The sequence below is a fragment of the Ensifer sp. SSB1 genome, from assembly GCF_016652895.1.
Classification (GTDB): Bacteria; Pseudomonadota; Alphaproteobacteria; order Rhizobiales; family Rhizobiaceae; genus Ensifer.
The window spans coordinates 1-15,495 of sequence record NZ_JAEPRP010000173.1 but is presented as its reverse complement, the minus strand read 5'-3'; the positions used below and the strand labels follow the sequence as shown (position 1 = coordinate 15,495).

13 protein-coding genes and 1 pseudogene are annotated in these 15,495 nt (G+C 62.5%); 8 read left to right on the top strand and 6 right to left on the bottom strand.

The features are described 5' to 3' along the window. From I8N66_RS30265 to I8N66_RS30250, 4 genes and pseudogenes are all read right to left on the bottom strand, one after another. Positions 1-732, bottom strand: a pseudogene (locus tag I8N66_RS30265) (translocation/assembly module TamB); the annotation flags it as partial. 119 nt (positions 733-851) lie between these two features. Further along, a complete protein-coding gene (locus I8N66_RS30260; protein ID WP_113541020.1) occupies positions 852-2,765 on the bottom strand; it encodes an autotransporter assembly complex family protein in 1,914 nt (637 codons plus the stop codon). 270 nt (positions 2,766-3,035) lie between these two features. Beyond that, a complete protein-coding gene (locus tag I8N66_RS30255) occupies positions 3,036-4,265 on the bottom strand; it encodes an MFS transporter (protein ID WP_291162016.1) in 1,230 nt (409 codons plus the stop codon). Between the two features lie 214 nt (positions 4,266-4,479). Beyond that, on the bottom strand, positions 4,480-4,737 hold the full coding sequence (locus tag I8N66_RS30250; RefSeq protein ID WP_113541022.1) for a glycine zipper domain-containing protein: 258 nt from the start codon (positions 4,735-4,737) through the stop codon (positions 4,480-4,482). A 428-nt stretch (positions 4,738-5,165) separates the two neighbouring features. On the opposite strand from I8N66_RS30250, the gene I8N66_RS30245 reads away from it, so the two are divergent. The 4 genes from I8N66_RS30245 (at position 5,166) to hemA (ending at position 10,435) form a co-directional block, all read left to right on the top strand. After that, positions 5,166-5,654 carry a 2Fe-2S iron-sulfur cluster-binding protein gene (locus tag I8N66_RS30245; protein ID WP_291162011.1) on the top strand — a complete coding sequence of 163 codons (489 nt, stop codon included), beginning with the start codon at positions 5,166-5,168 and terminating at the stop codon, positions 5,652-5,654. Positions 5,655-5,734: 80 nt separating this feature from the next. Further along, a complete protein-coding gene (locus I8N66_RS30240) occupies positions 5,735-8,080 on the top strand; it encodes a xanthine dehydrogenase family protein molybdopterin-binding subunit (RefSeq protein ID WP_291162008.1) in 2,346 nt (781 codons plus the stop codon). An 11-nt stretch (positions 8,081-8,091) separates the two neighbouring features. After that, positions 8,092-8,889 (top strand): xanthine dehydrogenase family protein subunit M, encoded by a 798-nt coding sequence (locus tag I8N66_RS30235; RefSeq protein WP_113541025.1) that lies wholly within the window; start codon positions 8,092-8,094, stop codon positions 8,887-8,889. A gap of 331 nt (positions 8,890-9,220) precedes the next feature. Further along, entirely contained in the window at positions 9,221-10,435 is a 1,215-nt protein-coding gene (hemA, locus tag I8N66_RS30230) for a 5-aminolevulinate synthase (RefSeq protein WP_291162004.1), read from the top strand. A 44-nt stretch (positions 10,436-10,479) separates the two neighbouring features. Here hemA and dxr read toward each other — a convergent pair whose 3' ends face one another. Continuing rightward, positions 10,480-11,655 (bottom strand): 1-deoxy-D-xylulose-5-phosphate reductoisomerase, encoded by a 1,176-nt coding sequence (gene dxr, locus I8N66_RS30225; RefSeq protein WP_291162000.1) that lies wholly within the window; start codon positions 11,653-11,655, stop codon positions 10,480-10,482. Between the two features lie 210 nt (positions 11,656-11,865). Between dxr and I8N66_RS30220 the strand changes: the two genes are divergently transcribed. From I8N66_RS30220 to I8N66_RS30205, 4 genes are all read left to right on the top strand, one after another. Continuing rightward, positions 11,866-12,588 carry an META domain-containing protein gene (locus I8N66_RS30220; RefSeq protein ID WP_291161997.1) on the top strand — a complete coding sequence of 241 codons (723 nt, stop codon included), beginning with the start codon at positions 11,866-11,868 and terminating at the stop codon, positions 12,586-12,588. 131 nt (positions 12,589-12,719) lie between these two features. Continuing rightward, the gene (locus I8N66_RS30215) at positions 12,720-12,881 is read left to right on the top strand and encodes a Thivi_2564 family membrane protein (RefSeq protein WP_291161994.1); all 162 of its coding nucleotides are present in this window, start codon (positions 12,720-12,722) and stop codon (positions 12,879-12,881) included. 126 nt (positions 12,882-13,007) lie between these two features. After that, complete coding sequence (locus tag I8N66_RS30210) at positions 13,008-13,376, top strand: VOC family protein (protein ID WP_113541028.1); 369 nt, start codon at positions 13,008-13,010, stop codon at positions 13,374-13,376. Beyond that, entirely contained in the window at positions 13,369-14,412 is a 1,044-nt protein-coding gene (locus I8N66_RS30205) for a phosphatase PAP2 family protein (protein ID WP_291161990.1), read from the top strand. The genes I8N66_RS30210 and I8N66_RS30205 overlap by 8 nt, the downstream gene beginning before the upstream one ends. A gap of 201 nt (positions 14,413-14,613) precedes the next feature. On the opposite strand, the gene I8N66_RS30200 is transcribed toward I8N66_RS30205, so the two are convergent. After that, positions 14,614-15,336 carry an SDR family oxidoreductase gene (locus tag I8N66_RS30200; protein ID WP_291161987.1) on the bottom strand — a complete coding sequence of 241 codons (723 nt, stop codon included), beginning with the start codon at positions 15,334-15,336 and terminating at the stop codon, positions 14,614-14,616. Positions 15,337-15,495: the final 159 nt, after the last annotated feature.

Below are 15,495 nucleotides of genomic sequence, written 5' to 3'. Positions count from 1 at the left end.
CCAATCGGAAAGCGGTCCCTGGCCGGTCAGCTTGATGTTGACTGCGGGCTCGTTGGGCAGGCGAAGGAGCTTTGCCAGGACGCCGTTGTTGGGCTCGTCCACGGTCGCTTCGAGCTTCAGTTCGTTGCCCGCGGGATTAAAGACGATATCGGCGACGGCGCGCGCTTCCGGCCGGTCGCGCTGGGCCGCGGTCAGGCTGCGGGCGCTGCTCTCGTTGGTCGCAGTGATCTTGCCGCCGGCGGTCAGGAACTGGTCTTCGCCGGCGATTGCCTTGCCAATGACGATCTCCTTCAGATCGATCGCGTCGATCTTGACGTCGACTGGAAGCGCGAAGGTCGAGCGCACTTCCTTGGTCTCGGTCGAGGGGATGGGTAGCCGTTCGACACGCACCGAGCCGGCGGAGATAGCCGCGGCGTCGAAGCGGAAGGAAAGGAGGGCTGCCGGCGACCAGTTGAGCTTGAGGTCGCGGACCTCTGCATAGACACCCTGGCCGTCGAAGAGCGTGATGCTTCCCGCTGCAAACTCACCGGTCAGGAGCGCGCTCGGGTCGGCGATCCGCACGATCTGGTCAGGTGTTGCCGCATATTTTTCGATTGCCCAGGCGACGAGGCGGGCGCCAGGAGTCGTGAAGCCCACGAAGGCGACGAGAAGGAGGGCAACGACCGCAATCACGCCAAGCACTCGAAGGCCATAGCGCAGCGTCGCGCGAAGGAAGCGGACGACCTGATTCATGCTCTACCCATAGCGCAAGTTGCGCTGCAGCGGAATCGCCACAGGGCGAAACTATCAATGGATGAGGGCGATTTGCCGAACCTTGAAGGGGAATCGGTCCGATTCACCAAAATCAGGAATCAGAAGGATTGGCCGATACCGGCGTAAATTCCGTACTTGGTGCCGCCGGGGTACTTGTTGAGAGGGACGGCGAAATCGAGACGGATGGGGCCGAAGGGTGTCGCATAGCGCAGGCCGATGCCGGCGCCCGCGCGAATGTCGGAGAAGTCGGGCGTCGTGTTCGCCGAGACCGTGCCGGCATCGATAAACGGCACCACGCCGATGGTGTCGGTGACCGCGATGCGGGCTTCGAGCGAGGTGTTGACATAGGAACGCCCCCCGGTCTCCCTGTTTTCGGAATTGCGCGGGCCGATCTCCTGGTAGGAATAGCCGCGCACCGAGCCGCCGCCGCCGAGATAGAATCGGCGGTTTGCCGGGATATCCTCAAGCCCACTGCCGCCGACGAGCATGCCGGCGCCGATCTTGCCGGCGAGAACGAAACGCTTCTCGTCGCCGAGCGCATGGTAGCCCGATGCCGACGCCTCGAAGGACGAGAAGAAGGTCTGGCCCTTGATCTCGTAGCTCGGCTTGGCGTTGATCATCGCCCGGTAGCCTTCGGTCGCGTTCAGCTTGTCGTTGCGGGTATCGCGCACATATTCGAGCGGAATGGCGGCCGTCAGGTAGGAGTTCGAGCCGAAGGCGTCGTCGATATTGGCCCAGCTCAGCTCGCCGCCACCGGAGACGGTGTCGGTATCCGAGAGCTCGAAGGTTGCACCGGCGGCGCCCGTGAGGATCTTGGCGCGGTAGGCATCCGGGTCCTGGATGTTGGCCTTGAGGCTGGCGGTAAAGGTCGAGGCGGGGCCGAAGGCGCCGGGCTTGGCGAAGAGGATGCCGACCGAATAGTCGAGCTTGTCCAGCTCCTTCGTCTCGCCGATGCGGTCGACCGAGCCTTCGATGCGCAGCGATTCCGCCCGCCCGAAGAGGTTGCGGTGTCCCCAGTAGCCTGAAAGACCGAGGCCGTCGGTGGTCGAAACCTGGGCGCCGAAACCGAAATATTTGTGTTTGCCTTCGGAGACCTCGATCTTCATCGGGAGCGATCCATCCGGCGACAGCGTGTTGGCTTCCTTGATCGTGACGCTCGAGAACACGCCGAGCTGGCGCAGGCGCTCGGATGCCTTGCGGATATCCTCGGGCGAATAGGGCCGGCCTTCGTTGAGGCGTGAATAGTCGCGCACGAAAGCGGGGTCGACGGTCTTGGTGCCTGACACGCTGACATCGCCGACGGGTGCTACCGGCCCGCCGCTTGCACCGATGACGACGTCGACGGTGGAATTGGCGTGGTTGGCGACGGCGCTACGTTCGGTGAGCTTGGCCATCGGCCGGCCCTGTTCGCGCAGGTCGTTCACGACCTTTTCACCGGCCTTGATGATCAGGGTCGAGTCTGCGCGTCCGCCGGCCGGCAGGCCATAGTCAGCAGGGTTGAACCCTGCGGCATCGCCCTCGAACTTGACGGATCCGACCGTGAATGCCGGACCGGGCGTGACGGTGACGGTCACCGGGATCGCCTTCCCGTCGGGGAAGGACGGATCCGGCGGCAGGCTGTCGATGTCCTGGCCGTTGACGCGGATCGCCACGGTGCCGCCGTAGCGGGCCTTTTCGTAGAGCGCAGCGAGCAGCCGGTCGCGATCGTCGCGCGCGCGGATGGCAAGACCGAGATCGCCGGAGACGGGCTTTTCCTGCCCCTGGACAAGCTGAGAGCTGTTTTCGAGCGCTTCCTTCAGTTCGTCGTCTTCAGTGCCGGCGTCGAAGGTGAGCGTATAGTTGACCGGGTCGATGACCGGCGCTTCCTCTTCGTCGCTCTCGAAGAACTTCATGCCAAAGAGCTTGAAGGCATGGGCGCTTTTGACGGAAATCGGGCCGAGCGCAAACGAGAAGGCGACTGCAAGCGCAGTTGCGGCCTTCCAGTACGCAATACTCGACCGTGGTGGGGACATTCGCTTCCGCATCCCGTCTTCAGGCGACCCAATACAAACTGCCTTCATATGCGGCGGGGGTCACTATTGCATGCCTAAGGTTTTCCATCTGTTAACGATGACGGCCGGCTGCATCCACCCCCGATGCCGATTTTCGGTGCCGATTTCACGGAAAAAGCTTCGAAATGTTGTCTGCGCAGCACAACCATAGGCTCTGGACAGATGGCGGCCAGCCAAGCGCGCCGGCATCTTGCCGGGCGGTTGGCTGGCTTTGTCTGCGGCTGGTCGGGCTTAGGCGGCTTCCGGCAGCGCCCGCAACTGCGGCACGCGGGAGGCGATGATGACGAGAAACTGGATCAAAAAACCTGCGGCAGCAACGGCCAGACATGCCTCGACGCCGAAGCGCGTGGCGACGACCGCCCCAAGCGCTGCGCCGATCGGCCGAGCGCCGAAGGTGGCCGTGGTGATGAAGGCGGATACACGCCCGAGCATCGCATTCGGCGTGACAGCCTGGCGCAATGTGAGGGTCGCTATCGACCAGAGAACCGGGCCGGTGCCGAACAAAAAGAAGCTCAACCCGGCAAGCGCGCCGGAGGGTACCCAGATCGTCGAGAGCATCACGGCGGCCGCTGCCAACCCGCCGAGCGGACCAAGCGCAATCATCACCCCGAACGGGATGCGGCGCGCAATGGCAGGTGCGGCGAAGGCACCGATCATCATCCCGGCGCCATAGATGCCAAGCGTGATGCCGACGCCGGCCGCCGTCAGGCCGAGGGTGTGAATGGCATAGGCAACATAGACCGCCTGCAGCACGAACCATGCCGTATTGAAGACGATCGCCGTGACGAGAATGGGCCTGAGCAGTGTGTGGCCGGCAAGGAAGCGTGCGCCTTCGACCAGATCCTGAAGAAGCTTGCGCTTGGGGCTGCTCGGCTGGTGGTGATCACCGAGGCCAGCAAGCAGGACGACGGAGAGAAGAGAAAGCGAGGTGGCGGCGACATAGGCGAGCGACGCGCCGGTCCAAGCGACGATTGCGCCGCCGATTGCCGGCCCGCCGGAATAGGCAAGGCTGCGGGCGAGCTCCAGCCAGCGATTGGCATCGGCCAGTTGGTTGCGGGGAACGATCGCCGGGATCAGAGCGGGGGCCGCGACATTGTAGCAGACGGTACCGATGGCGCCGACGAAACCCATCACGGCCAGAAGCGGCAGGGTCAACAGGCCGCTGAGCATCAGCAGCAGCGTGGCGACCAGCGACAGCGCGCGCAGCATTTCCGAGGTGACCATCAGCTGGCGTCGGGAGGCGCGATCAGCGACCAGGCCGGCCGGGATGGAGAGCAGGAGGAACGGAAGCGTCTGCGCCATCTGCAGCCATCCGGTCTCGGCCGGGCCGGCGGCAAGCAGAAGCACCGCCGCAAGTGGGGCGGCCGCCAGCGCCATCTGCTCCGAGAACTGCGCGAACAGGTTGGACCAGCCGATCCGCTTGAAGGCTGACGGCAATGGAGTGCTTGGTATTTTCGACATGGAATGACCTCGATTATGACATCTCGAGGACAGCAGACGGATTTGCGTGGACGATAACCACCCGGTTTGCGCACGCCGGATCATTTCTTGGGCCATGCCCGGATTTGCCGGACACCCGAAACGAAAAACCCCCTCAGGCTATCCGCCATGAGGGGGTGAACGGATCCTCCGGCGGGCTTGCGCCACGCCGGAGGACGATCGTCTTTGCCACGCCTTAGCGCGGGCAGGAGTCGATGTAGCGGCGGCCGTAGCGGTCGCGGTAGTAGCACTGGCCCGGCTGTTCCGTGACATGGCCGATGACAGCGCCGGAAACGCCGCCGATGGCCGCACCGACCGCTGCGCCACGGACGTCGCCGGTGACCGCGCCGCCGATGATCGCGCCGGAAACGGCACCGATGCCGGCGCCCTTTTCCGTCTGGGTGCAGCTTGCGACCGACAGGGCGACCAGCACAAGTGCGATGGCTTTCTTCATGTTGTCCTCTCCGATCTCTACGGATCTCAGCCTGTTGCTGTGTCCGTACTTGGATGATGGCGGAGCCGGGATCATCCCGCTCCACCTGAACTTGCAGTTCGGAAAATACGCGGTCCCCATTGAAAGTCTACGGGGCCTGCGGCTTCTTCCGGCGCGCAAGATAATGATATCGTTCCTGAACGGGAGATGAAGGCGCAGTTCCCGCAGATACAACCGGCGTGGAAAAATTTTGTCGTCCGATGAGCCGTAGCGGTTGCGGCATTCCAAAAAAAGACAAATGATACAAACAAGCCTGCGAAATCCGGGAGGAGTGGATCCGTGGGCGAAGGGCATCGATATCAGTTGGCGCGTATCCTAGTCGCGTGAACCATCTCACCCGACTTTTTGGCCGCGCTCGTGTTGGCATTGACCGACCCCGGAGGAGCGAAATGGCGAAAGTGACAATGACGGTCAACGGCCGTCAGGTGAGCGGGCATTGCGATGACCGCACACTGCTGGTGCAATTCATACGTGAAAATCTTGGACTGACGGGCACCCATGTGGGCTGCGATACCTCGCAGTGCGGCGCCTGCGTCATGCATATGGACGGAAAATCGGTCAAAAGCTGTTCCATCCTCGCCGCGCAGGCGGCAGGGTCCACGATCACCACCATCGAAGGGTTGGCGGCGGACGGCGAACTGCATCCGGTGCAGGCAGCGTTCAAGGCCAATCACGGCCTGCAATGCGGCTTCTGCACGCCCGGCATGGTGATGACCGCCGTCGACATGATCCGCCGGCATCAGGGCCAATTGGACGAGGCGACGGTGCGCGCCGAGCTCGAAGGCAACATCTGTCGCTGCACCGGCTACCACAATATCGTCAAGGCAATCCTTGCCGCTGCCGCCGAGATGAGCGGCGCCCGGGTGGCCGCGGAGTAGCGGCCCGATGAGGGCGGACAAGGCGTCGCCCTGCATGTCATCGAAGGACTGTCGCTGGAAATCTCGGGAGGAGATCGGCAATGGGAGTTGAAGGCATTGGCGCGCGCGTGGCGCGCAAGGAGGACAAGCGGTTCCTGACCGGCAAGGGCCGCTATACGGACGACATGTCCGTGCCGGGCATGAAATATGCAGTCTTCGTACGCAGCCCGCATGCGCATGCGAAGATCCTGAAGGTGGATGCGTCTGCGGCCAAGGGCATGCCCGGCGTGATCGACGTGCTCGACGGCAAGCAGATCCTCGCCGATGGCATCGGCAACCTGATCTGCGGCTGGATGATCCATTCCAAGGATGGCTCGCCGATGAAGATGGGCGCCTGGCGCCCGCTCGCGCATGAAACTGTTCGTTATGTCGGCGATGCCGTTGCAATCGTCGTTGCCGATAGTGTTGCCGAGGCGCGTGACGCGGCCGAGGCCGTCGTCGTCGATTACCAGGAGCTTCCCGTGGTGACCGATGCGTCCAGGGCGCTGGAGGCAGGGCAGCCGCAGCTTCACCCGGAGGCACCGAACAATCTGATCTTCGACTGGCAGATCGGTGACGAAACGGATACCGACAAGGCGATCGCCGCTGCGGCGCACGTCACCGAGATCACGATCCACAACAACCGGCTCTCGCCCAACCCGATGGAGCCGCGCGCGGCGCTCGGCATCTATGACGCCGGCGACGACCACTACACCTGCTACACGACCAGCCAGAACCCGCATGTGGCGCGGCTGGTGATGAGCGCTTTCTATAATGTCGCTCCGGAGAACAAGCTGCGGGTCATCGCACCCGATGTCGGTGGCGGCTTCGGTTCGAAGATCTACATCTATCCGGAAGAGATCGTCTGTCTCTGGGCCTCGAAACGCACGGGCGTGCCGGTCAAATGGACGTCGGATCGCACCGAGGCATTCCTGACCGATGCGCATGGCCGCGACCATGTGTCGAAAGTGAAGATGGCGTTCGATGCGAACAATCGTATCATCGGGCTCAAGGTCGACACGATCGCCAATCTCGGCGCCTATATGTCGCTCTTCTCCTCGGCGGTGCCGACCTATCTCTATGCGACGCTACTGTCAGGGCAATATGACATCCCGGCGATCCATGCGAACGTCCGCACGGTCTACACCAACACGGCGCCGGTCGATGCCTATCGCGGTGCCGGGCGGCCGGAGGCAACGTACCTGCTCGAACGCACGATGGAGACGGCGGCACGCGAACTCGGCGTCTCGCCTGCGGAATTGCGTCGGGTCAATTTCATCCGCTCCTTCCCGCACCAGACGCCTGTCATCATGAACTATGACGCCGGCGACTACGACGCCTCGCTCGAAGCGGCGATGAAGGCGGCCGACTGGAACGGCTTTGCCGCGCGCAAGGCGGAAGCCGCTGGCCGCGGCATGAAGCGCGGCATCGGCATGAGCTGCTACATCGAGGCCTGCGGCATCGCGCCGTCGGCAGCGGTGGGTTCGCTCGGCGCCGGCGTCGGGCTTTGGGAATCGGCCGAGGTGCGGGTCAATGCCGTCGGCACGATTGAGGTCCTGACCGGCTCGCACAGCCACGGCCAGGGCCACGAGACGACCTTTGCCCAGCTCGTCGCCGACCGCTTCGGCGTGCCGCTCGACAGCGTCAACATCGTGCATGGCGATACCGACAAGGTACAGATGGGCATGGGCACCTATGGTTCCCGTTCCGGCGCCGTCGGCATGTCGGCCGTCGTCAAGGCGCTCGACAAGGTGGAGGCCAAGGCGAAGAAAATCGCTGCGCATCTGATGGAAGCGGACGAGAGCGACATCGTCATCGAAAACGGCGAACTAAAGGTCGCCGGTACCGACAAGGCGGTGCCGTGGTTCCAGATGGCGCTTGCCGCCTATACCGCCCACAATCTGCCGGCAGGCATGGAGCCGGGGTTGAAGGAGGGTGCCTTCTACGACCCGGCCAACTTCACCTTCCCGGCCGGTTGCTACATCTGCGAGGTGGAGGTCGATCCGGAGACGGGCCGAACCAAGATCATCCAGTTCGTCGCCGCCGACGACTTCGGCAACATCATCAACCCGATGATCGTCGAGGGACAGGTGCATGGCGGGCTGGCGCAGGGCATCGGCCAGGCGCTGCTCGAAGGCGTGCACTATGATGCCTCGGGCCAGCTTCTGACGGCGAGCTACATGGACTACGCCATGCCGCGCGCCGACGACTTGCCGTCGTTCCAGGTCTCGACCTCGAACACGCCCTGCCCGAACAATCCGCTGGGGATCAAGGGCTGCGGCGAGGCCGGCGCGATCGGCTCGCCACCGGCGCTGATCAACGCCATCACCGATGCCATCGGCAACAACGCGCTCACCATGCCGGCGACACCGCACAAGGTGTGGGCGGCGGCCAACGCGGCCAACTGAGGAGGACACTCATGTACGAGACCCAATATCACCGGGCGTCCTCGGTTCAGGATGCCGTCAGCCGAATGGAAGCGGCCGGCGAAGGCAAATATGTCTCCGGCGGCATGACGCTGATCCCGACGATGAAGCAGCGGCTGGCCGCACCTAGCGACCTGATCGACCTTCGCCATATCGCCGAGATGCAGGGCATCACGGTCTCCGGCCGATCGGTGCGGATCGGCGCGGCCACGACCCATTATGACGTGGCCTCGTCGGCGGCGCTCAGAGCCGTTTGTCCGGCGATCTGCAACCTTGCCAGTCACATCGGCGACCCGCACGTGCGGCACATGGGTACGATCGGCGGCTCCATCGCCAACAACGACCCGGCGGCCGACTATCCGGCGGCGATGCTGGCGCTTGGCGCTACGATCGTGACCAACAGGCGCGAGATCGCGGCGGACGATTTTTTCGCCGGCCTCTTCGAAACGGCGCTGGAAGACAGTGAAATCGTCGTCGCGATCAGCTTCGACGCTCCGGCGAAGGCCGCCTACCAGAAATTCGCCAATCCGGCATCGCGCTATGCGATGACCGGCGTCTTCGTAGCGAGGCGGGATAATGGCGAGGTTCGTGTGGCTGTGACCGGTGCCGGTGCAAACGGTGTCTTTCGCCAGTCGGACATGGAAGCGGCACTTTCGGCCAACTGGTCGCCGGATGCGCTCGCCAATATCAGCGTCGATGCTTCGGACCTGCTCTCCGACATTCACGCCGATGCGGCCTATCGCGCCAACCTGGTGAAGGTCATGGCCAAGCGCGCCGTGGCGGCGGCTTGAACGGCGTCGACATCGCCAATGCGAACAGCAAAAAAGGACGGTTTCGGCCGTCCTTTTTTCATCCTTGCTTGACTTCGATCAAGCTTGCAGGAATGAACATGCGCTAAGGCTTTCTTTGGAATGTTTCAAAACTAGGGCTGTCTGGTTTGAAATGGTTTCCGTGAAAGCAGCGAAGATGCTTCGGCCCGAAAATGCTAGATCATCCGTGATGCATTCATTGGACGCGCAGCGCTTCAGGGGCCTTTTGCCGCAGTTGGCAGATGCCGAGCATTCCGAGGTTGACCCCAGGTCGCTTTGAATCAAGAAAAGCGACCGGGCACTGGAGAAAATGATGGATTTCGAGAATTTCTTTAAGAACGAGCTGGACGGGCTGCATCAGGAAGGCCGCTACCGGGTTTTCGCGGACCTCGCCCGTCATCGCGGCAACTTCCCGAAGGCAGCGCGCCATACGGCTGCGGGCGTTCAGGAAGTCACCGTCTGGTGCTCGAACGACTATCTCGGCATGGGCCAGCATTCTGTCGTCACCGAGGCGATGAAGCACGCCATCGACGAATGCGGCGCCGGCGCCGGCGGAACCCGCAACATCTCCGGTACCAACCACTACCACGTCCTGCTTGAGCGCGAGCTCGCGGACCTGCACGGCAAGGAATCGGCGCTGCTGTTTACCTCGGGATACGTGTCCAACTGGGCCGCCCTTGGTACGCTCTGTTCCAAGATTCCTGGCGTCATCGTCTTCTCGGACGCCGGGAATCACGCTTCGATGATTGAGGGAATCCGTCACTCCAAGTGCGAGCGCGTCATCTTCAAGCACAATTCTGTCGCTGACCTCGAAGCAAAGCTCGCCGCCGCCGATCCGCGCGCGCCGAAGCTCATTGCCTTCGAGTCCGTCTATTCCATGGACGGCGACATCGCGCCGATCAAGGAATTCTGCGACCTCGCCGACAAGTACGGCGCCATGACCTATCTCGACGAAGTCCATGCCGTCGGCATGTACGGTCCGCGCGGCGGCGGCATTGCCGAGCGCGAAGGCCTGATGCACCGCCTGACGGTCATCGAGGGCACGCTCGGCAAGGCCTTCGGCGTCATGGGCGGCTACATCACCGGCTCCGCGGCGCTCTGCGACTTCATCCGCTCGTTTGCTTCCGGCTTCATCTTCACGACGGCGCTGCCGCCGACGCTTGCGGCCGGCGCGCTCGCCTCGATCCGTCATCTGAAGGAAAGCCAGGTCGAGCGCTTCGCGCACCAGGAGCGCGTGCGTCGCCTTCGTTCGCTGCTCGACCAGCGTGGCATTCCGCATATGCCGAACCCGAGCCATATCGTGCCGGTCATGGTCGGCGATGCTGCCAAGTGCAAGTGGATCTCCGACCTGCTGCTCGACAACTTCGGAGTCTACGTTCAGCCGATCAACTATCCAACGGTGCCGAAGAAGACCGAGCGTCTGCGCATCACCCCGACGCCTCTGCACTCGGACGCCGACATCGATCACCTCGTCGGCGCGCTGCATTCGCTGTGGTCGCGCTGTGCGCTGGCCCGCGCCGTGGCCTGAGGCCAATCAAGCCGGCGCCGGGTGCGCCGGTCGAAAAAAATGGACTACTGAAGAAGCCCGGCCGCCAGTTGCCGGGCTTTTTCGTCGGCAGCGAAAACGTCGTCCATCGACGCGGCGGCCGGCAGATCGGCGAGCCTGTCCATGACCTTTTCGACGATCTCTGCCATGGCGAGAAAGCCGGTGCGGCCGGCAATGAAGGCGTCGAGCGCCGTTTCCTTGGCGCCGTTGAGCACGGCGCCCTGAACACCGCCTTCGACCATGGCGCGGCGCGCCAGGCGGATGGCCGGGAAGCGCACTTCGTCCGGCGCTTCGAAATCGAGCCGCGACAGCTTGGCGAAATCGAGCCGTTCGATCGGCAGGTTGCAGCGGCTCGGATAGGAGAGTGCATAGCCGATGGCGGTGCGCATGTCCGGGCAGCCGAGCTGCGCCAGCACCGAGCCGTCGGTGTAGCCGACCATCGAGTGGATGACCGACTGCGGGTGCACGATCACTTCCACCTGTTCCGGCTTCAGCGCAAAGAGGTGCTTCGCCTCGATCATCTCCAGTGCCTTGTTGAACATCGAGGCGCTGTCGATCGAGATCTTCAGCCCCATCGACCAGTTCGGGTGCGCGCGGGCCACGTCCGCGGTCACGTGGCGCATCTCCTCGAGCGACTTGGTGCGGAAGGGGCCGCCCGACGCCGTCAGGATAATGCGCTCGACCGCGTGGCGCTGGTGCTCTTCCAGCACCTGGAAGATGGCGTTGTGTTCGCTGTCGACCGGCAGCAGCCGGCCGCCGCCCTTCTTCACCGCTTCGATGAACAGGTTGCCGGCGGAAACCAGGCACTCCTTGTTGGCAAGCGCGATGTCTGCGCCGCGGCGCGCGGCGGCGAGCGTCGGGGCAAGGCCGGCATTGCCGACAATGGCCGCCATCACCCAGTCTGCGTCACATTCGGCCGCTTCAATCAGCCCGGTCTTGCCGGCGGCAACGGCAATGCCGGTGCCGGCAAGTGCTTCCTTCAGGTTTTCGTATTGGTTTTCGTTGGCGGTGACGGCGAGCTCTGCACCAACCTTCACGGCCTGCTCGGCGAGCAGGGGAATGTTGCCGTTGCCGGTGACGGCAACGACGTCGAACTGCTCACGGCCGCCGAGGCGCTCGATGACGTCGAGCGTGTTGGTGCCGATCGAGCCGGTCGAGCCGAGAATCGTCAGTCGGCGCTTCGCACTGTCGCGGGATGCCATGCCAATACCCATGTTCTTCTTTTCGGACGGGGTGCAGGCGCAGCTTTCGCCGCGCACACGTGATCTTCGCGAGATCGATCCGAGTTTTTTTATGTTGTGCGCTAGGCTCTACAGGCGAATTTCGCCGGCAACAAGGGCGCGGCCTTCAATCCGTCGCGTCTACGGGCTAAGAATCGGGCATCCTTGAGTCGACGCTGGAAGGAATTCGCGATGCTGAAAGTCATTACCGCCGTTTCCTGCGCTTGCGTGACCATCGAGATGGCCTCGATGCAGCCCGTTGCGGCCGAAGACGTGCCACAGCAGCTCGTCGGCACCTGGCTTGCCGAGGATATCGGTGGCGGCGGCGTGATAGACAATCTGCAATCGACGCTCGAAATCCGCGAGGACGGCACGTATGGCGGCATGGCCGGCTGCAACCATTTCACCGGCACCTTCAGCCTTTCGGGCTCGAAGATCACCTTTGGTCCCGCTGCTGCAACGCGCAAGATGTGTGTGCCGGCGGCGATGACCCAGGAGCAGAAATTCCTGGAGGCGCTTCGCAGCGAACTCTCCTGGACCGTCGAGGGCTCCAAGCTCGTGCTCAACAAGCCGGAGGGCAGGACTGCGATCAAGCTCGCGTTGATGGCGGCCGGTTCCGAAGGGGCTGACGTGACCTTCCGCGTTCCGGGGGCCGGTGCGGTCGATCGGCAAACGATGCGCTACGACTGCGGCGGCAAGGCCGTCGAAGCGGAGTACATCAATGCCGGTCCGATTTCACTGGTGACCTTCACGATCGACGGCACCTTTGTCGTCGCCTCCAATGTGATTGCTGCTTCCGGCGCGAAATATGCCGGCGGCCAGTACATCTGGTGGACCAAGGGCGACGAAGCGACACTGTTCGACGCGACGAAGGGCGACGAAGACCAGGGTATCGCCTGCAAGCCGGCGACCTGAGGCAGACCTCCCGGCAACCGTATTTTTCGACCCGGCCAAAGAAGTTGGCGGAGAATTCGGAACTTTTGCCCGCGCTCCATAGTTACAATTCCGGCGCCATCGCGTTGTCGTTGTGAAAAGGGAGTTGATCCATGGGGCTGCTTATCGGAATCCTGATTACGTTCCTTGTCATCGTTTTGGTGCTTTATCTCGTCCAGCGGTTGCCGCTCGACGCGCGCGCCAAACAGATCGTCCAGACCATCGTGATCATCATCGGCATCATCTCTCTGTTGAAATACCTGGCCGTCTTCTGACGTGCCGCCTTCCAGCGAAAGGCCGCCGGATCGCAAGGCCCGGCGGCCTTTGGCTATGCGCTGCATGCTGACAAAATCTGACAGCGGCAACGCCTAGGTTCCGGGCATCGAAAAGGAGATCCGACGATGCTTTCACCGAACCTCATCCTGCTCTATGTGAACGACCCGGCAAAAAGTGCTGCGTTCTATACCGACCTCTTTGGGCGCGAACCCGTTGTGTCCTTCCCGACCTATGTCGCCTTCGCGCTCGAAAACGGCCTGACCTTCAGCCTCTGGTCCACGGAGGCGAGGGACTTTGTCTCTTCCGGCAGCGGGCACCGTTCGGAACTCGCCTTCATGGTAAAGGACGATGCCGAGGTCGAGCGCCTGTATGATGGCTGGCGAGGCAAAGGGATCACGATCGAGCAGGAGTTGAAAACGGCCGTTTTCGGCCGCACCTTCGTCGCGTTCGACCCGGATGGCCATCGCCTGCGCGTATGCAGGCCGGATGATTGAGTTGCCAGTTGAACCAAGTATTGCCGGTATTGGCAAAGAATGGTTCTATGTCGACATGGGGGCTAATCGTCGTTTGGTTTCGATCATCGTTGCCGTGACTCTATTGTTCGCGGTGATCGATGTTGTGTGGCTGCCGGTTTCAACAATCAGCCTTGATCCGCGAAACTTTGGTCGCCTGGCAAAGGCGGCCTCGGCCGCATTAGCCGCCTATCTCATCGGCAGACTTGTCCTTTACCGCCTGCGCGACGAAAGCTCTTGGGCGGCCCGAGCGATGCGCTGGGCCGCCGAAAGCCTGATTGTGCTGGCCGCAGTCTCCATGATCTTCTTGCCGCTCGGATTCGTCAGTGCGATCTTCATGTATATCGCCTCGGCGACCCAGGTTCCCCTGGTCGATGGCAACTTGGCGGCACTCGATGCGACACTCGGATTCGATTGGCGTTCGTTTCTGGAGACGACAAATGGGTCCCCGCCAGTCGCCTGGGCACTGGTGATTGCCTATCACAGTCTGACGCCTCAGGTGATTGGGCTGTTTCTGCTGTATAGTGCGGTTCGCCGAGCAGACAAAGCTTTGGAGTTCGTCGCGCTGCTTGCGGTGTCCTCGGTGTTTACCGGCCTGTTGATGGCGATGTTTCCAGCCGCCGGCGCCTATGCCTATTTCGATCCTGCGCCCGAAACCTTCGACGCTTTCACGGCGCAAGCCGGGATGTGGCACTACTCCGAACTGCTGAGGCTGAGGTCCGGGGAAAGCTTCAACCTCTTCGTTGCAAATGCGCAAGGCCTTGTGACCTTCCCTTCCTACCACACGGCCGTCGGGATCATGATCGTCTATTCCTTGCGCAGACTTCGCTGGGTTGCTGCCCCGATCGCGGTTTTGAATGCCGTAATGATCGTCGGCACGCTGCCGGAGGGCGGGCATCATTTGAGCGATGTGATCGCCGGCGCAATGGTCGCCGTGGTTTCCATCCTCGTGGTTCGAGCGGTCATGGTAATGGGGCAGGAACGCTATCTGCCCGAGCAGGCTGCGGCGGCGCCGTAGGCCCTGGCCGAAACAAGAAGGGCCAAAACAAAAAAGGCCGGGGCAAACCCGACCTTCCTCATCACCTTCCGTCGATGCCAGTTCATCCGTGGTCATCAAGAAGGTGTGACTGTTCAATAGCTTGTGTTCGTGACAGGCAAATGACGAACCGCTCTTTCTGATCGAACTGATCGAGTGCGAAGCGGCCGGTGCCGTTTGCGGTCACCATTTCCCCAGGTGCGCGCCGCCATCGACGTTCAGCACCTCACCGGTTATCCGCGGCGCCCTGGTCAGGAACAGCACGGCATCGACGATCTCGTCGACACTGGAAATGCTGTGCATCGGCGAGAGCGTGCTCAGGAAATCCTTCGGGTTGTCCTTGTGGAGCGGTGTGTCGACGACGCCTGGTGCCACGACGTTGACGCGGATTCCGTCCCTTGCGTATTCCATGGCGATATTCTTCGAGATCGCGTTGATGCCGCCCTTGGTCAGCATGGCGACCGAGGCGTTCATGCCTGCGATCGGGTGGTCGGCGAGCGGCGTCGTGATGCTGACGATGCTGCCGCCTCGCTTCTGCGCCAGCATCTGCGTGACGACCAGTTGGGTCAGGTGCAGGAAGCCCTCGATGTTGGTGGCGCTCAGCAGTCGATAGTCCTCAGCCGTGTAGTCGACAAAGGGCTTGGTGAAGAAGATGCCGGCATTGTTGACGAGCGCGCCGATCGAGCCGAAGCGGTCGATCGCGGTTTCGACGACCCGTTTGGCCGTGGCTGGATCGGCGATATCGCCGTCGACCCGCGCGAGTCTGTCCGACTCTGTGATTTCGCGCGATCGGCTGACATTGCGCGAGGTCGCGACGACGCTATAGCCCTCTGCCAGAAAAGCATTTGCCAGGCCCGCGCCGATGCCCTGGGATGCACCGGTGACGATGGCGACTTTGTTTGTCATCTGATCTCTCCGTGGTTGGACGGTTTCGGTGAGATCAATATGGCTGCCACCCGATTGCGCGATTAGATGGAAATATATGGAATTACTTTTCCAGCAGTGCAAAAATATTCGGCATGGTCGATCTGAACGATATCGCGGTCTTTGCGGCCGTTGCCCAAT

Bases quoted from the DNA above. Each gene is read 5' to 3' on its own strand.
- I8N66_RS30260 (WP_113541020.1), bottom strand. From the start codon at position 2,765: ATGTCCCCACCACGGTCGAGTATTGCGTACTGGAAGGCCGCAACTGCG.
- I8N66_RS30255 (WP_291162016.1), bottom strand. From the start codon at position 4,265: ATGTCGAAAATACCAAGCACTCCATTGCCGTCAGCCTTCAAGCGGATC.
- I8N66_RS30250 (WP_113541022.1), bottom strand. From the start codon at position 4,737: ATGAAGAAAGCCATCGCACTTGTGCTGGTCGCCCTGTCGGTCGCAAGC.
- I8N66_RS30245 (WP_291162011.1), top strand. From the start codon at position 5,166: ATGGCGAAAGTGACAATGACGGTCAACGGCCGTCAGGTGAGCGGGCAT.
- I8N66_RS30240 (WP_291162008.1), top strand. From the start codon at position 5,735: ATGGGAGTTGAAGGCATTGGCGCGCGCGTGGCGCGCAAGGAGGACAAG.
- I8N66_RS30235 (WP_113541025.1), top strand. From the start codon at position 8,092: ATGTACGAGACCCAATATCACCGGGCGTCCTCGGTTCAGGATGCCGTC.
- hemA (WP_291162004.1), top strand. From the start codon at position 9,221: ATGGATTTCGAGAATTTCTTTAAGAACGAGCTGGACGGGCTGCATCAG.
- dxr (WP_291162000.1), bottom strand. From the start codon at position 11,655: ATGGCATCCCGCGACAGTGCGAAGCGCCGACTGACGATTCTCGGCTCG.
- I8N66_RS30220 (WP_291161997.1), top strand. From the start codon at position 11,866: ATGCTGAAAGTCATTACCGCCGTTTCCTGCGCTTGCGTGACCATCGAG.
- I8N66_RS30215 (WP_291161994.1), top strand. From the start codon at position 12,720: ATGGGGCTGCTTATCGGAATCCTGATTACGTTCCTTGTCATCGTTTTG.
- I8N66_RS30210 (WP_113541028.1), top strand. From the start codon at position 13,008: ATGCTTTCACCGAACCTCATCCTGCTCTATGTGAACGACCCGGCAAAA.
- I8N66_RS30205 (WP_291161990.1), top strand. From the start codon at position 13,369: ATGATTGAGTTGCCAGTTGAACCAAGTATTGCCGGTATTGGCAAAGAA.
- I8N66_RS30200 (WP_291161987.1), bottom strand. From the start codon at position 15,336: ATGACAAACAAAGTCGCCATCGTCACCGGTGCATCCCAGGGCATCGGC.